Here is a 17,596-nt window from a genome sequence, read left to right as displayed (position 1 = left end):
AAGTAAAAGGTTAATTGGTAAGATTTATAGCTGGATAAAAATGGTCTTCCAGCATTACAACCATATTAAAGGATTACGGATGGGCAAGTTGCGAATGACCTCTTCCTCCTTGGGATTATGATCGAGCTCAGCCCAAAGTTTCAGATAGCTGCTGTCTTGGTAAGCGGTTGCAGCAAAGATAAGAGCAGGTTGAGCAATAGGCCATTGCTCCCAGTACATCACGTCTTTTTGATAAGGCCATTTGTTCTTATCACCGATATAAGGTATCATAAAATCCACCCCTTTTTTGATTGTACGTCCATCGGGTAACGTATATTGCCATAGCGGTTCATTTGTTGTAGACAGGATATGGCAGATCATGGTCATGGCATCTAGATTAAATAGGGAATATCCAAAGGGCTTGGTCCGTTGGAGCTCCCGGGGAAAGCTACCATCTTTTTCCATCTGGCTGGGTAATAAAATTTGCTGGTAGCGTTCAGCACACATCTTGAGCAAAGCTGTATCCTGCACTAGACTGGCAAAGGATGCCACCTGCATAACCCAACAGGTGCCATGATTGTTTGCTGCATTCATTTCGTCTTTACCGTATTGGTGCTCAGTCAACCAGCGCAGATATGTTGCAAACCAACGATGGATGGCATCTTTGGCTGACTGTGGAAAGTTTGGATCATTTTCGAGCACTTTTACGCCCTGTGCCACTTCCATTAAATGAATGGTATCAATAATGCCTATACCGCGACCTGTAAATCGCCCTTGTACAGCTTGGGCATACAGCAGATTTGGATTCATCATCGTCTCCGAGTCGACAAACCAAGCTTGCAAATGAACCAAGGCCTGCTGCACATATTTTTTATCCGGATTCAAACGGTAGGCCGAAGCTAGCGCGCCGATAATTTGGCTAAAACGGATCATGGCTTTTCGATGGTCAACAAAGTTGGCTGGATTGCTCATACCATCCCGTTGGACATAGGGCGCACCCGCATCCATTGGATCTGGCCACCAATAGTCGCCTTCCGAGTAAAAGTCATGGATACCACCGCTACTTCGAACTGCAGGGTAAGCCGTCACGGTCAGGGGCTTTTGCTTCATGGCCCATTTTGATTGCTTTTTTATAATAGGACGCAAAACCGTCACGATTTTACTCTTGAAAGATCCATTGGGTTCATTCGCCCCAGCGAACAGGGGGAGCAGCACAATCCCAATAAATGTGCACGCTAGTCTGAAGATTGATTTTAAATTCATTTCCTTAGATTTTTATGAGCTATATCGGGATAATGCGGTACTCCTTGCCCTCGACTGTTTGAAATTCAATTTCAAAAGTTTCTTTGGTTGATAAAGGCGATAATTTTTCGCGGTCAAGGATATGGTATTTCAATGAACTTGGTTTGTATAGCAATTCATTTTCAGCCCCATTGACTTTATTCCCACTCGTTCCAATTACTTTCACTGATATAGAGGTCCGCAACTTGCATATTCCACCTATATTGGAAACGATGCGTGTCTGTTGCAATTTATTATCCTTCCAATCGATGTCTACCGTAAAGTTTCCCCTGGCTTTAATTCCCTTAATATGCCCTGTCGACCACTCATCGGGCAGCGCTGGCAATAAATGAATAGCACCATCGTGACTTTGCAAAAGCATTTCAGTCATTCCGGCCGTTGCGCCAAAATTGCCGTCGATCTGAAAAGGAGGATGTGCATCAAATAAGTTTGGATAAGCACCACCACCGCTCATCTGAGCGCGATCCAGTTTGGGATCAATAAAGTTCAGCGCATCCTTAAGTATTTTATAGGCGTGGTTTCCATCCTGTAATCTTGCCCACCAATTTGTTTTCCATGCCATCGACCAACCTGTACTCACGTCACCGCGCAAAAGCAGTGATTTTTTTGCCGCAGCGGCCAATTCACTATTTTCTGTAACGCTAATCTGGTTACCAGGATAGAGTCCAAAAAGATGCGAAATATGTCTATGCTGATCTTTGGGATCATCCCAATCTTTAAACCATTCTTGCAGTTGACCATATTGTCCAACCTGATAAGGATATAATTTTGCACTCGCCTGTTCCAATGTCGACTTAAACTCAGGGTCGATCTGCAGTACATCGCAAGAGCGAATAACCGCAGTAAATAGCTCGCGGATAATTGCCATATCCATCGTGGATGCCATGGTCAATTGATATTCCTTTCCTGCTATTTTAATTGTATTTTCAGGCGATGTAGAAGGATTTGTTATCAAATATTTATTTTCAGGATCAGCGATCAGCCAATGTAACATAAACTGAGCCGCCCCCTTCATCAGTGGATAGGCTTTATTTTGGAGAAAAGATTTATCTCCTGTAAAGCGATAATGCTCCCACAGATGTGTGCTGAACCACGCTGCGGCCATTGGCCATGCAGACCATCGTGGCATACCTTTAGGGTCCCAGTCATAGCCTCCCGGAGGAGAGGTCTTGGCCCACAGGTCCGAATTATGGTGAACTACCCAACCTTCCTTTATATTGTAATTTACAGCGGCAGTTTGCGCTCCATTGACCGCCAGTTCCTCCATAAAATCAAATAGTGGCTGATGGCATTCGGACAAGTTGGTATTTTCTGCCAACCAATAGTTCATTTCGGTATTGATATTCGTGGTGTAATTACTTCCCCAAGGCGGCTGTACATGATCATTCCAAATCCCCTGTAAATTGGCGGGTCTTCCACCTTGTCTCGAACTTGCGATCAGCAGGTAACGTCCAAAATGATAATACAAAGTCAGTAAATCCAGATCTGTAGGACCTTTTGAAAATTGCATAATCCGCTGATCGGTCGGTAAATTTGCATGTGTTGAAATTCCAGCCAGTTCAAAATCTACCCTGTTAAACAGCGATCTGTAATCCTTCTGATGATCAGCAAGCAGTGTTGTAAAGTTTTTTACTGCGACCAGTTTCATTAAACTGTTAACTGTCGCCTTTACATCTTTTCCAGCTTGGCTCGGCGATTTGTCGAAACCATTAAAGCTGGTCGCTTCTGTCAGTAATAATAGTACCTCATCAGCACCAATGATACGAAGCTTATCCTTTTCTTGCTGTACCTTCCCTCCTTTTGCCTGTACTTTAACACGCATCTCGAAAGTCATCCCCTTTCCCTCAATGCTATCGTAAACCACCTGTTTAGGTTCGTAATCCCGATTGGCCACAAAACTGGGGGCTTTACCCACAAGGCTTAGTACATCATTGCCGAGTGCTGAAACGGTACTTTTCAGTTTACTGGTCATGGACAGATCCAAAGTGATCGATTTAGCTTTATTTGCTTTTAAGCGAATGATCAAAGCTTTGTCGGGGTAGCTGACAAAGCTCTCTCTTTGATATTGAACACCTTGATAGGTATAACTTACCGTACTTACCGCCCCTTCCAAATCCAAATCTCTCCGGTAAGCTTTTACCTCTTTCTCCTCTTGATGAAAATCCAGCCACAGATCACCCATGGGTAAATAACGTGCTGAATAAGGGCCTTGCATTTTCTTCCAGAGAACAGCAGCCTCTTCATATTTCCCAGCTAAAATAGCTTCACGTACCGATGGTAAAATTTGCGGGCCATTGGGGTTGTTTCCAGCCTCAGGTTCGCCAGACCACAGGGTATTATCATTAATCTGAAAACGATCCCTGCTCACCCCGCCAAAGACCATTGCTCCAGTCGTACCGTTACCCAAAGGTAGTGCCTCCTCCCAATATGCAGCAGGTTTATCATACCACAGTTGGCGCTTCTTTTGTTGATGTTGTGCATGACCACAGGTAACAGTGGTCATTATCCCGAGCAAAAGAAAAAAGCTCAAATTAGTGTTTAATTTTATCATCTCACTATTTTTCAATTGTCAACAAAGTACTTTTTGATTCGTCCATCCGTCCGGACACAACTGCTTTTCCTGCGGATAAGCGAAGCCGTATCAGGGCTCTTCCATTGTATGCCTGTACTTTTCTCGCGCCTATGGATGTTCCCTGATCAATGATCAGCTCACCATCACCTATAGCATCAAAATAGATCCAGTTTTTGGCATCCAGACAAAGAATACCATCTTTATCCAATACCTTGGCCTGCACCGTTATGATATCATCTTCCCGTGCAATTTCTTCAACCTGTAATTTCGCAGGTTTGCCCCAACGCTGTGTCTGATACACTTGTTCAATCTGATCTGTCATAAGCTCCTTACCATTTTTGGTAACAGCTTTGATTTGATTTTTTCCCTCGCGTAACTTCACCATCCAACGCAATCCGGCAGCGGGAAAATCTTGGCTATTTCTTTTCTTTACCCCCTGACTTTCGCCATTGACAAATAGCTCGACCTCCTTCGCATTGGAATATACTTTGATCATCTTTGCCTCATCCGCCCCGCCCCAACGAACAGGCCAAGAGTGTCCATAGATATGGAGCATGGGTTTTGAAGTCCAATACGATTGAAATACGTAATAGGATTCCTTCTTCGTAAAATCGCGTTCGACAACACCCTTCTGATTGACATAGGGAACCGGATTATCTGGACGAACAGGTGTCGAAAAATCTTTAAAGGGCCAATACGCGGTACCCGTAAGCCAAGGCATGGTTTCTTGCTCCTTGAGGTGCCAATCGATCAAATTACAGATATAGCTTTCACTCCAGTCACCATCCTTGGAAACTCTTGCAGCACCACCCACGAGAGATGCATCGCCAGCCCGTTCATCGGTGGTACCATCGCCTTCTATTTTGGCTAGTGCACGATCAGGATCCTCTGCATGGCGGCGAGCATGACTATCTCCGCCCCATTCCACATGAAGAAAATGTTTGACCTTTTTCATTTCCTCCGCCGAGGCCGTTTTATAGTCTGTATACACTCCACGATACCAACCAGCCCAGATAGAGGGTGAATACACATCAACAATATCTTTACAAAAGTCACAACGTCGTATGGCCGTTTTTCGACTGGGATCCAATTGGTGGGAAAGTAAATGCAATTCCCGCATAAATGTCCTGATTTTCTCCTTGTCGAATTCGGGGAAATCGCCGGGCCAATCATTTTCATTACCCAGCCCCCAAATAATGATCGAAGGGTGATTATAGTGCTGCTCAATCATATTTGTCAACATCCGTTTCCCTTGTTGCTGATAGATTTCACCGCCCAAGCCACCACGGCACCAAGGGATTTCCTCCCAAACCAAAATACCAAGACTATCACAGGCTTCGAGAACCCGGCGGCTCTGTTGATAATGACCCAGCCGAATGAAATTTACGCCCATCTCTTTCATCATCGTCATTTCCTGTAAAATCTGTGCATCTGTCATGGCCGCTCCTACAGCAGCATGATCTTCATGACGATGCGTGCCCCGAAGCAAAAGTCTTTTCCCGTTTAATAAAAAGGGGCCATTATCTTTAAATTCTACATGCCGGAAACCAAAAAGGCTCTCTTCTTTAAATGTCTGTCCATTGCTTTTGACGATGGTTACCAAACGATACAAAGCGGGATGATCTGGGCTCCACAATTCAGGTTTTTTAACCGTTAATTTTCCAAAGTCAAGAGATCCTTCCACCGAACGAACAACCGGCGTCTGACTCAGTAGCAATTTACCCGAAGGGTCATAAAGCTGTGTTTCGACATCAAAATTTGAGCTGTTGGATTGTGTTAATAGGCGACCACGGATTTGCAATACCCCCTGTTTTCCATCTGCATCCACTGTAGAGCTAACAAAGACTCTTTCTAAGGCCGTCTGGGGTACATATTTCAAATTCAGATGGCGATAGATACCTCCATATACGTTAAAATCGGACAGGTCTGAGGGAATCATTTCGAGGTCACGCGAGTTATCTACCCGAATTGAAACCGGTATCTTCCCTTTAAACTGTGTTTTATAGGCTTCGGTTTTTTTAAACTGTTCGACAGCCTCAGTAATATCTACTGTCCATTCGTCATAGCCGCCGACATGTTCCCCAACCTTTTGCGTATGGATATAAACCGTAGACTTTTGTCCTGCACCTTCAAAATGAAGCAATGTACGACCATTTGGATAGGGATTTTCTATGGTTAATGTCTTTCTATACCAACCTGGGCCCTGATAATAATTGACAGCTGGATCAACAGCATCTAAGGCATTGTAACAATGAGGCAAACTAACGGTTTGCCACAGTGGAACGGATTCTGGATTGCCCGCCCCGACCGGCCGTACAGCTTCCCAAATCCCCCCAAGATCGCTCTTCAGAAAGTCCCATTCCCGGTCGATTCGCTTTGATTCCTGAGCCTGGAGCTGTAAAGCTCCAAATCCCAATAGCAATGCAAGTATTTTATAAAACTTATTTTCCTTTATCATTAAATATGGTTCTCTTTTCTTAATCTTTGGATTCAGCTTATTCATCCAAGGCTCCGGTTTTCATTTTCTTTGCTGTGGCAGTCTTATCTCTTTCTAGTTTTCCAGCCAACTCAATTTTGATCACAGTTGCGACAGGATCAATTGCCTGTCTGGAAACGTCAATTTTGATCGCATCAGACTGAGATTTCACTTTAAGCGTTTTACCATTCGCTAAAAAACTGGCTTTTAAAACTTTATTTTTTACTGGAAGAACGACCGTTCCATCTTGAGGCCAGTCAAATATGGTCAGGTAAAGCAGGGTCTTGTTGCCCTGTTCCTTCATTGTGCATCTTCCCCACTCAAAGGGTTGCAGCGGGCTGCTTTTGGTTGCATAAATTGCCTCACTGTTTATTTTCATCCACTTACCTATCGTCGCCAATCTGTCTATGCTTTCCTGTGGAAAGCTTCCATCGTGTTTCGGACCGACATTGAGCAAATAATTCCCGCCTTTTGATGCGATATCAACCAAATTACGGATCAATGTTTCTGCCGACTTCCATTTATGGTCAGACGTACGAAATCCCCAGGTTCCGTTCATAGTCATACAAGTTTCCCAATGCTTTCCTTCCAATTCACTCCAATCTGGAATTTTCTGTTCTGGCGTCTTTGTATCCCCCGGAAAATTTGGTCTTTTCAAGCGATCATTGGTAATAATATTGGGTTGCAGGCGCAGTTGTTCCTGTAACATGCTTGCAGCTTCATCAGTCATATTTGTTGGCGTATCCCACCACAAGACGGAAATATCACCATAATTACTCAAAAGTTCTTTCACCTGTGGTACAGATACATTTTTGATATAGTCATCAAAACTCGCAGTTTCTTGCTTTGGGTCCCAATGGCCTTTATGCGCTAAGGTATAGGCATCTATTTTAGCCGAGTCCGGATTGGCCCAGCCTTCTCGCATTACCTTTCGCGCTGCCGAACCTCCAGGATTATTCCAATCTTGCGCTTGTGAATAGTAGAAACCCAATTTGACACCATACTTTTTACAGGCGGCGGCCAAAGGCTTTAACAGATCTTTACCATAAGGAGTCGCATCGACCATATTCCATTTGCTGGTTTTGGTTTCGAACAACGCAAAACCGTCGTGATGTTTGGCTGTAATAATGAGGTATTTCATGCCGGCATCTTTCGCCATTCGCACCCATTCGTCGGGATTATATTGTATAGGATTAAACTGGCTCGCCATTGCCTGATATTCATCAACAGGAATTTTTGAACGGTTCATAATCCATTCCGCTCCACCCCGAGCTTGTTCATGACCACGATAGACACCGCCAAATTGTGCATATACGCCCCAATGGATAAACATACCAAATCTGGCTTCCTCCCACCATTTCATCCGTAGACTATCAGGTAGCTTATTTTCTTGCGCCATTGATGCGCCACTTGAGATTCCTGAGACCAAGAGTATCAGTAATAGTATTTTATACATCTTGAGTTTAGTTTTCATGCCTATAATGGTTATATGTTAGAAACCTTTTGTCTGCGTAAATTTATCATTTCCCAAACTTTTAGCAATATCTACTTCGGACTGCGGTACAGGCCATAAGGTATCCCGCTCAGCAAATAAGCGCATTGCACCATCGGGATCTTTGGTTTTGTCCATGACTTGTTTTATAAGTCCCCAACGTTTTAGATCAAAGTAACGCTGTCCTTCCAGAGCCAATTCAACACGTCGCTCGTGACGGATAATATCGCGAAATTCTTCTTTTGTCAATCCGGAACTAAATTGCAGCAAAGGCATTTTCACATCTGCACGGGATCGTACCTGATTCAATGCATCGATGGCTGTTTGCTCAGGTCCAGCACTTTCGTTTTTTGCTTCTGCATACATCAGCAGAATATCTGCGTAACGAAGAAATACCCAATCTTGATCACTTTGTGTAGCGTAGCTGGTTGGCCATTTGGCTTCATTGATATATTTCCTGGGCAAGAAGCCTCCCTTAACATCCGCTGCTACAGGATCAAAAGCAGAAGAAGCTGTCGTTCCACGCCATACCCCCTGATAGATAATAGATGCCTTCAATCGGGGATCACGATTTTCATAAGGATTTTTCGCATCATATTTGGCAGAAGTATTGATATCCTTACCATCAATACAATAGTAGGAATCAACCAGATACCCCAGCGGTTGCACCGTCATTAAATAGGAGTACATCATATCTGCAGGGCTATACATATTAGGTGGTAGAAAACGCGCTGAAAACATGATTTCAGGATTACTATTTTGACCAGGTTTTCTAAATAAATCCCGATAGCCACCTTGATAGATCGAAAATTTGTTTTCATCCATGACCATCTTTGCCACTGCGGCAGCTTCAGCCCATTTTTTATTTGTCAATAATACTTTTGCTTTATAACCGAGTGCGGCACCTCTGACAGCATGTCCTTTATATGCGGTGTTTGGCAACTTTTCAATGGCATAATCAAGATCTGCTAAAACAGCCTCTAAAACTTTGCTTTTTTCAGTCCTTCCCAGTCTAGCGCTGGCATCATCCAAACCCAGTGGCTCAAGTGTCAGTGGTACATCACCATAAAGATTAGTCAGTAAAAAATAATAATGCGCACGAATGAAACGGGTTTCGGCTTTATAGCGATCCCGATCCTGCTGGCTCATGCTGGTGATACGGTCTATATTGGCAATCAATTTATTACAGGCTGCGATTGCTTGATAGGAGATTTCATAGCCTTCCGCTTGCATACCGCCTGTCGTTGAGGTCAATCCACCTCTAGAAATTGTATTAAAATTATTGGATGTGCTTGATATGAATGCATCATCGGACAAGCCGTCCCAGAACATGCTTGCCCCACCCCAGCCCCCTCGGGCATTGGAAGAGGATGTAGAATTATATCCCCTACATAAGAATTCATACACGCCCGATAGTGCAAGGTCTGCATCTGCTTGAGTTTTCCAAAAAGTTGATTCAGGTATTTTATCCGTTGGGTTTTTATCTAAGAAATCTTTCGCACAACTGCCCAGCGCTGTCGTAGCCGCCAAACAAAAATATAGATATGTCTTTTTTAGTTTAATTTTCATGATCTCATCAGTTAGAAGGTGATATTTGCACCAAATGCAAAAACTTTATTTTGAGGATGGGTTACATAACGTCCTGAAGTCGCTCCACCACTGGACGATACACCTCTTTCAGGATCTAAACCGGGGAACTTCGAAAAAGTAACCAGATTATCCGCAGCAAAATAAACACGTAGTCCCGAAATACCTGCCTTTGATAATGTATTCTGTGGAATACTGTAACCTATTTGAATATTTTTCAATCGTAAGAAAGATCCATCTTTCAAGAAAAATGTAGAGGCCGTCCGTACATTATTTGCTGCTGGTGAATTGTCTAATCCTACAATCGGCAACGATGCATTTGGATTTTCCGGTGTCCAAGCGTCCATCCATTCTCGCGTGAAAGTCCCACCTTGTCTAAAAGGAACAATTCCCCATTCGCTAACAAATATTTTTTGGCCTTGAGATCCAAAGAAAAATGCTGTAAAATCAAAGTTTTTCCATACTGCGGTAGCATTAAATGAATAATCAAAATCTGGAAATGCCCCAGGTACCACAACGCGGTCATTATTGTCCACCTTGTTATCGCCATCGACATCCGCAAATTTCAAATAGCCAGGTTGCGCTGGGACTTGTTGTTTTGGCGAACTTGCGATCTCTTCCTTCGAGCGAAATATTCCTACACTTTCCAGTAAGTAGAAACTGCCATATGGTAACCCCTCCCGAACAATTGTATTTCCTGAAATACGTTCAGCGCCATATTTTATAACCTTATTGCTATTGGCTTGGATATTACCATTTAACGTTAAGGATACCTCCCCAATTTTTTCACGGTATTGAAGTCCGAGTTCGATCCCCCTATTACGCAAGGTTCCATAATTTACGGTCGGTGCAGTAAGACCGATATAGGAAGGGAATGCTGTCGATGACGACAGAATATCGGAGGTCACTTTATTGTACCAATCAAAAGAGGCTGTCAACTTATTATTCCAGAATCCGAGATCAATACCAAAATCCAATACTTTGGTACTTTCCCACTTTATACGTTCATTTGCCATAGCAACCTGACGTGCGCCCTGTTGTAGGGTTTCTTCAAATGGATAGGCAAAAGCAGAGCTGTAAACAGTTTGATAGGGATAGTTTCCGATATTCTGATTCCCGAGGGTTCCGATGGAAGCCCTGAGTTTGACTTCATTGACTGTCTCTTTAAGCCGTTCGCCAAAAAAAGCTTCATCTGAGATCTTCCATCCTGCTGATACAGACGGGAAAAAGGCCCATTTTCGATTTTCGGGAAAACGTGAAGAAGCATCATAACGGGCATTTCCCTCCAACAGGTATTTGCCTTTATAATCATAATTTAACCGACCGTAATAAGATCTTAAAGACCATTCATCAGTCAACCCACTATTTGACTGTTGTCCCGCACCACCACCATCCAATTCAAGCAGGTCTTTATTAGGGAATTGTAATCTGCTACCGAATAATTTTTGCGTCTTGTTATATTCTGCTTGTGTGCCGGCTAGTACTTTCAAATTATGGTCTCCAAATGACTTGTCGTAAGTCAGTTGGGTATACCCCACAGGATATACATTGTTATCATCAGTCACCTCCAATCCTTGTCCTCCGACATCCAATTGGCGTGCAGGAAGTGCATCTGGTTTTGCCTGCCACATATACTGATTGATCACTGGTTTGTTTGTATAGTTTTTGTTAAAACTATAGGTTAAACCACCGCTGGTTTTCCATTCTAAACCCTCCAATAGCTTTATATTCACAAAGATATTGCCCTGCATAAAGTAATTGTTCAGTCTTGTCAATGCGTTGTCTGCAACCGCAACGGGGTTTTTATTGGGTGACTGAAATGGGTAAGCTCGGGAAGTATATCGGCCACTTCCATCTGGAAGCACAGGACCATATAACGGAGACTGGCTTATTGTGGACAGGAACTGATCTTCAGCTCCGTTTCTCGGATATTTTCGATCACGATAATTCAATGTAATACTCGAACCAAAACTTATTCGATCGTTGATTTTCGAGTTCAGGTTCAATTGGAGGTTATACTTTTTAAAGGAAGTACCAATCATAATATCGGGCTGATCGACATAACCAAGGATGACGTTATAATTGGTCCCATTAGCACCTCCACTTAAACTTAAATTATGCGTTTGTACGGGTACAGTTTTAAATACGGCATCCAACCAGTTAAAGTCAGGATAAAGCGTTTTGTCTGTCGCATTTTTATATGCATCAATCATTTCCTGGCTGAACAGCGAATTCGCATTGGTGATGCCTGAATTTTTAGCAGCTTGATTATATAGGGTCATATAATCTACCGAATTATAGACCAAATCAGGTAATGCTGAAGCTTTTGTTATTCCAACATTGTAATCGTAGCTCAGTTGTGCTTTTCCGGATTTACCCTGTTTGGTTGTCACGAGGATCACACCGTTTGCTGCTCTTGCTCCATAGATTGCTGCTGAGGCGGCGTCTTTTAATACCGTAATATTTTCAATCGCCTGTGGATTCAGGTTCTCCAAACTACCGGGAATCCCATCCACAATGACCAATGGTGCGGAGGAAGCACCATAAGATCCTAATCCCCTAACTTGTAAATTCACATTTTCATTACCTGCCTCTCCGGATCCTTGTGTCACACGAAGTCCCGGCATACGCCCTTGAAGCAATTGTGTAGGATTAGTCGCAATTCGTTTATTCAGCACTTTTCCGTCTACTGCAGCAACGGCTCCTGTCAAATTGCTCTTTTTCTGTGTTCCGTAACCTACAACGACGACCTCGTCCATTAGGCTACTTGACTCTTGTAGTACTAGATTGATATGATCTTTTTTATCAACAGCTATTTCTGTTTTTTCTCTACCTACCAGTGAAAAAATCAATACATCAATATCCTTGGCAAGAATCTGATAATTGCCGGATACATCTGTAACGGTTCCATTCTTTGCGCCTTTAATCTGTACTGTCACCCCTGCAAGTGGTTCGCCTGCAGGTGAGGTTACTTTTCCGGATATTTTTAGCTGAGACTGTGCAAATACATTTGGTGCAGCCATACTCATCAGCGAAAATAAAAGCAAACCCTTCCCTACCGTTTTGGTTATCGGTGTTATCATAGTTCTCTTGGTTTATGTGGTTATTGTGAACTCAATAAATGAAACCAAATATCAAAAATAGTCGGTCTCTAGAGGGAGATTTTTCGTTCGAATAGGTGGAAAAAATGTCTTTTTTCTTGATTTCCAGCAGAATTAAACGGATTTTGAAGAAAATTAAATTTTCAATCGCTGTTTCATTCTTGACGATGGTATAAAAAACATGTTATCTATTCTTAAAAAGAAAATATCAACCTATTTACAAGTTGATATTTTCTTTCATTTAGCTCCAAAGAAGTCTGATATTACTATTCTAATACCCCGGATTTTGAGGCAGTAAATTTGTATTACGTGCGATTTCATCCTGAGGAATAGGCATCAGTGCATGAAAATCTTTTACTTTTGGTTGGCTTTCATAGGCTCCCTGCCTAGTAAATACATCTACTACTTGTCCCCAACGTTTGATATCGTACCATCTTTTCCATTCAAAAGCTAATTCAACACGACGTTCTTCCTGCACTGCTTTTCGAAAGTCTGCCTGCGACATACCCGTTGCCAGGTCGGCAGGATAATTCTGTACTCCCTGTGGCGTATACCTTGCTCTAGCCCGAACAGCATTTATATAGCTATATGCCTTTTCCGTTGGTCCGCCTTTACTTTCATTTAATGCCTCAGCTGCCATTAAAAGAACTTCGGCATAGCGAAAGATAACATGTTTGATATCGGAGTCGGAACCATCCGCTCCAGCATTAGTACCCGGATGCAAACACCATTTTGCGGTATGTATACGAGGCCATTTCCACTTCTGATAGGGTGTCATCACTCCTTTTACCGGTGTTTCGGTCAGAAAACTAATTTTCTTTCTGTAATCTTGATCAGAAAAGCTATCATATACACCATTTGATGGTACAATAACACTCCATCCCAACATATCGGCGTCCCGCACACCGGTCATCGGCGCCGTATAATCTTGGTTGGACGCATTTTCTCCGGTAATTCCTCCCAGAAAATCAACTACCCAAACATGCTCGGTCTGAAAACCAAGATCAGCATCCCATAGACTATTATAATCTTTGACCAGAGCATACTGGTATTTGTTTGCATCATTGATTACAGCCTCAGCCATCTTAGCGGCATCATCCCATTTTTTCAAGACCATATAGACCGAAGCCAACAAAGTCTGAGCGGCGCCTTTGGATGGTCTTGCTTTGTTGTTATTGGCATAGGTATCTGGCAAATTCACTATCGCATATTCACAATCTGCGATGATATTGTCATAAACCTTTGCTGCTGGAGTTTTGCTGATAGCAATTACCTTGCTTGGATCACTGACGAATTCTCCAATATAGGGGATATCCCCAAATAGTTGAACCAAGTGATAGTAATATAGCGCCCGAAGTAACCTCGCTTCGGCAATGAGGGCGGATTTTTTAGCCTCATTCATTGTGACGGCTGGAATACCATCTATTGCGGCATTTGCAGCGCCAATGCCCAGATAAGCGGTTTTCCATACCGCGAGCAGATCCTGATTGCTCGCATCATGTGTAAAACTGTTCAACTGAATCCGACTAGATTGCGTACCAATATCCGCAATATCAATATCATCACCCAGCAATTGCAGTACCATGGTCAATCGCCGTCCATAAAAATCTGCATTGGCTAAAAGCCCGTAAATCCCCATCACGGAAGCTTCTGCATCCGCTTCCGTCTTAAAATATTGTTTAGGATCCAAAATACTTACCGGTTCCTCGTTCAGTTTGGTACAGGAAAACAAGCTGGTAAAACACAGCGTCGTAAGTATAATACGATATATAGTTATCTTTTTCATGAGCATGAATTATTAACAGGTGCCTATTTCGAGCATCTAGCTGAAAATTGCTGCACCCAGATTATTTATTTTTCATTTAACTACCATCAATAGTACTTAGATGGTTCTTAGTAATGTCAAAACCTTATATTTAAGCCAAGGGTATACGATTTAATATTGGGGTAGCCCATGTAATCTAATCCGACATTTCGGTTAGAGTCCTGATAGCTTACTTCAGGATCAAAACCCGTGTAGTTGGTCCATGTCCATATATTTTGTGCACTGACATATATTCTTAAATATTTTAGATGAATTTTCTCGAGTGACTTTTCTGAAAAATTATAGCCAAGAGCAAGATTCTTTAACCGAAGGTAAGAGCCATCTTCCACCCAGCGCGAGGAAACTTCGGGATTGTTGGTTGAGCTTGCCCTTGGTACGTCAGTATTGGTATTTTCGGGTGTCCAGCGTCGTAGTGCATCCTTTGTCGCATTTCCTTTTCCGGCCATCCAATCCAGTTCCATTCGTGTGATGTTCAACATATCATTGCCATAACTTCCTTGCATAAAAATATTCAGATCAAAATTCTTATACTTAAAATCATTGTTAAAACCGAAGGTGAAATCAGGATTTGGATTACCTATAATCGTACGGTCGTCAGCATTGACAACACCATTAGCACCGGCGATCAATTGATTATTTTTATCGCGCCCAAATAAATCCTGATAGCGAATATCTCCAGGTTTCTTATTTGGTTGTGCGCTAAAATCGTCGCCCTGCTGATAAATTCCATCTGTCACCCATCCAAAAAATGCGCCGAGTACCTCTCCTTCACGTAGCAGCTGCGAATCCGTTGAAAGCATGTGACCAGGGATCGTATTATATCGAATCTCGCCTCCAGGAAGCTGCAAAATCTTGTTGCGATTGAAACTGATGTTAAAATCTGTTTTCCATCCAAAGGCACCGTTGAGATTGGTTGTCTGCAAACCAAATTCCCAACCTTTGTTTTGTACACTTCCCACATTTTGGAGCGCCGTAGTAAAACCTGAATAGAGCGGCAGTGGCACCTGATACAAGAGATTGATCGTTTTTTTGTAATAATAGTCTACTGATAGGTTGATTCGGCTCTTTAGAATACCGATATCCAATCCGGCATCTGTCTGTTTAGTCGTTTCCCAAGTCAGATTCGGGTTGGCGACATTCGTGGGGCGCACTGCGTTAACTGGACTTCCGCCCATTGTTGTCAAGGTAGGTGAAAATCTAGCCAAGGATTGGTAGGAACCAATTTCCGAGTTTCCGGTTTCGCCATAACTTGTTCGCAATTTTAAATTGCTCAGCCAATCGATCGATTTCATAAACGGCTCCTGACTCAGGTTCCAGGCAAGCGCCCCAGAAGGAAAGAAAGCCCATTTATTGTTGTCACCAAACTTCGAGGAACCATCATACCTACCTGTAGCAGTAATAAAGTAACGATTTTTGTAATTGTAGTTTAAACGTCCATAAAATGAAGACATTACCCAATCTTCAAGATTCGAAGATGCATTTTGATAATTGGAACCAGCACCTAGATTCCAATAGCTAAAGCTGTCTGAAATGAAATTTCGATTATTGGCCTGCCAGGTTTCATTTCTAGAACTCTGATAGGAATAACCAGCCATCGCATTCAGATTATGGTCTTCGTGAATGGTTTGCGTATATGTCAGGAAGTTTTCATTGATCAAATTGGTATTTTTATGTGCCGCGATCGATCCAACTCCACCGAAATTTCTTCCTTCGACAAGTTCTTTTGAGACATAATTACCTGTACGTTGATTGCTGACCTGTACACCAAAGGTGCTGCGAAAGATCAGATTTTTGAGAATCCCCAACTCAACAAATCCATTCCCCTGAAACAGATCTGTAATCACTTCGTTTTTCCTTTCCATCGCAGCAGCCACCGGATTATCATGCGGGTCACCGAACTGCTTCAAGGTGTATTTTCCTTCGTCATCGTAAACTCCCTGTGTAGGTTCAAAACGCAAGGCTGCGGAGATCACTCCCGCACCTGTCGTTCCGCTACTTCCTTCCTGTGTTCTTACGCCGTTTAATTTATTGCGATTAAACAGCAGTCTTGTTCCGATTTTGATGCGATCAGAAACCTTCATCTCTAAATTTGAAGTCCCTGAAAGTCTTCTAAAATCCGAGTTGATCACAGTTCCCTTTTGTCCAAAATGACTGACGGAAGTATAATATCTGATATTGTCACTGCCTCCCGACACGGAGACCTGATTATTCAACTGATTTCCATTTCTAAAAATAAGGTCCTGCCAATCGGTTCCTTCACCCAGGGATCCCGGATCTTTAAATGGTAGATTATTGTTCCCAGCATTCTTATAGGTATCGTTAATATAGGACGCAAATTCCGACGCATTTAATAGCGAAAGACGCTTCCCTACTTTCTGTGAAGCAAAGGAATTATTTAATTCAATAACAGGTTTGCCCGAACGTCCTTTTTTCGTTGTTATCATGATCACTCCATTGGCACCTCGGGAACCATAAATAGCTGTTGCAGAAGCGTCTTTTAACACTTCGATAGATTCAACATCTTCGGGAGCAGGGGCCGAACTACCGGGAAAGCCATCAACCACATACAATGGATCACTACTCGCATTGATGGAACTACCGCCCCTAATCCGTACACGGGGGGCTTTACCGGGCTCTCCATTTGTGCTGGTCACTGAGACCCCAGGGGCTCTCCCCTGTAATGCTTGTGCAGTACCTGCCAATGGAAATGCATTAATTTGATTCGCGTTAATGGAAGACACGGAACCTGTTAAATCACTTTTTCGTTGTGTTCCATAGCCCACGACGACGACCTCATCCATAACTGACTCGTTCGATTGTAAGGTGAGCTGTACTGTCTTTTGATTTACCGCAAGTTTGACTTCTTGTCCAGCGTAACCAATGGAAGAAAAAGTTAATGTTGCATTTGCAGGTACCTTCAACATAAACTCACCTTTATCGTTAGTCTGTGTACTCCGGCCAGGGGCTCCCTTTACACTTATAGAAACTCCCTGCAAGGGGGAGTTATCTTTGTTGACAACCTTACCTCTGATTTCTGATTCTTCTTGATTAATTTGATGATAGATACCTCTGTCATCGCCTTTAGTTATCCCCAATGATAGTCCCGGTGACAAAAATATTGCCATGGAAGCAAAGGGAATAAGCGCACAGGGCCCTCTTCTGAAAAGCTTTGATTTCATAATTTTACTGTTTAGTGTTTTTGGGTTTAGTTTTAAATTGATGGATTCACTCCTTGAGCAATTCGTTTGAATCCAAATCTAAT

At 42.7% G+C, this 17,596-nt stretch carries 8 protein-coding genes; all 8 read right to left on the bottom strand.

All coding sequences use genetic code 11. The annotated features are described in order from the left end of the window. Positions 1-54: 54 nt before the first annotated feature. Positions 55-1,242: an alginate lyase family protein gene (locus tag M2408_RS07710; protein ID WP_259180547.1), complete on the bottom strand. Its 1,188-nt coding sequence runs from the start codon at positions 1,240-1,242 to the stop codon at positions 55-57. A 19-nt stretch (positions 1,243-1,261) separates the two neighbouring features. Continuing rightward, entirely contained in the window at positions 1,262-3,832 is a 2,571-nt protein-coding gene (locus M2408_RS07705) for a glycoside hydrolase family 95 protein (protein ID WP_259180544.1), read from the bottom strand. Positions 3,833-3,836: 4 nt separating this feature from the next. Continuing rightward, positions 3,837-6,356: a glycoside hydrolase family 2 TIM barrel-domain containing protein gene (locus tag M2408_RS07700; RefSeq protein WP_259180541.1), complete on the bottom strand. Its 2,520-nt coding sequence runs from the start codon at positions 6,354-6,356 to the stop codon at positions 3,837-3,839. After that, positions 6,349-7,803 (bottom strand): alpha-L-fucosidase, encoded by a 1,455-nt coding sequence (locus tag M2408_RS07695; protein WP_259180539.1) that lies wholly within the window; start codon positions 7,801-7,803, stop codon positions 6,349-6,351. Before M2408_RS07695 ends, M2408_RS07700 begins: the two co-directional genes overlap by 8 nt. An 18-nt stretch (positions 7,804-7,821) precedes the next feature. Beyond that, on the bottom strand, positions 7,822-9,390 hold the full coding sequence (locus M2408_RS07690; RefSeq protein ID WP_259180537.1) for a RagB/SusD family nutrient uptake outer membrane protein: 1,569 nt from the start codon (positions 9,388-9,390) through the stop codon (positions 7,822-7,824). Positions 9,391-9,401: 11 nt separating this feature from the next. Beyond that, positions 9,402-12,491 (bottom strand): TonB-dependent receptor, encoded by a 3,090-nt coding sequence (locus tag M2408_RS07685; RefSeq protein WP_259180536.1) that lies wholly within the window; start codon positions 12,489-12,491, stop codon positions 9,402-9,404. 289 nt (positions 12,492-12,780) lie between these two features. Continuing rightward, positions 12,781-14,295, bottom strand: a complete 1,515-nt coding sequence (locus M2408_RS07680; RefSeq protein ID WP_259180535.1) for a RagB/SusD family nutrient uptake outer membrane protein — start codon at positions 14,293-14,295, stop codon at positions 12,781-12,783. 116 nt (positions 14,296-14,411) lie between these two features. Next, positions 14,412-17,513, bottom strand: coding sequence for a TonB-dependent receptor (locus M2408_RS07675; protein WP_259180534.1), 3,102 nt, complete (start codon positions 17,511-17,513; stop codon positions 14,412-14,414). Between the last annotated feature and the right edge of the window lie 83 nt (positions 17,514-17,596).

This window comes from Sphingobacterium sp. BIGb0165, from assembly GCF_024810095.1.
Taxonomy (GTDB): Bacteria; Bacteroidota; Bacteroidia; order Sphingobacteriales; family Sphingobacteriaceae; genus Sphingobacterium; species Sphingobacterium detergens.
The sequence above is the reverse complement of the archived record's forward strand: the minus strand, read 5'-3'. Positions and strand labels throughout refer to the sequence as shown.

What these genes read in the sequence shown, in the direction of transcription:
- M2408_RS07710 (WP_259180547.1), bottom strand. Translation starts at nt 1,242, where the DNA reads ATGAATTTAAAATCAATCTTCAGACTAGCGTGCACATTTATTGGGATT.
- M2408_RS07705 (WP_259180544.1), bottom strand. Translation starts at nt 3,832, where the DNA reads ATGATAAAATTAAACACTAATTTGAGCTTTTTTCTTTTGCTCGGGATA.
- M2408_RS07700 (WP_259180541.1), bottom strand. Translation starts at nt 6,356, where the DNA reads ATGAATAAGCTGAATCCAAAGATTAAGAAAAGAGAACCATATTTAATG.
- M2408_RS07695 (WP_259180539.1), bottom strand. Translation starts at nt 7,803, where the DNA reads ATGAAAACTAAACTCAAGATGTATAAAATACTATTACTGATACTCTTG.
- M2408_RS07690 (WP_259180537.1), bottom strand. Translation starts at nt 9,390, where the DNA reads ATGAAAATTAAACTAAAAAAGACATATCTATATTTTTGTTTGGCGGCT.
- M2408_RS07685 (WP_259180536.1), bottom strand. Translation starts at nt 12,491, where the DNA reads ATGATAACACCGATAACCAAAACGGTAGGGAAGGGTTTGCTTTTATTT.
- M2408_RS07680 (WP_259180535.1), bottom strand. Translation starts at nt 14,295, where the DNA reads ATGAAAAAGATAACTATATATCGTATTATACTTACGACGCTGTGTTTT.
- M2408_RS07675 (WP_259180534.1), bottom strand. Translation starts at nt 17,513, where the DNA reads ATGAAATCAAAGCTTTTCAGAAGAGGGCCCTGTGCGCTTATTCCCTTT.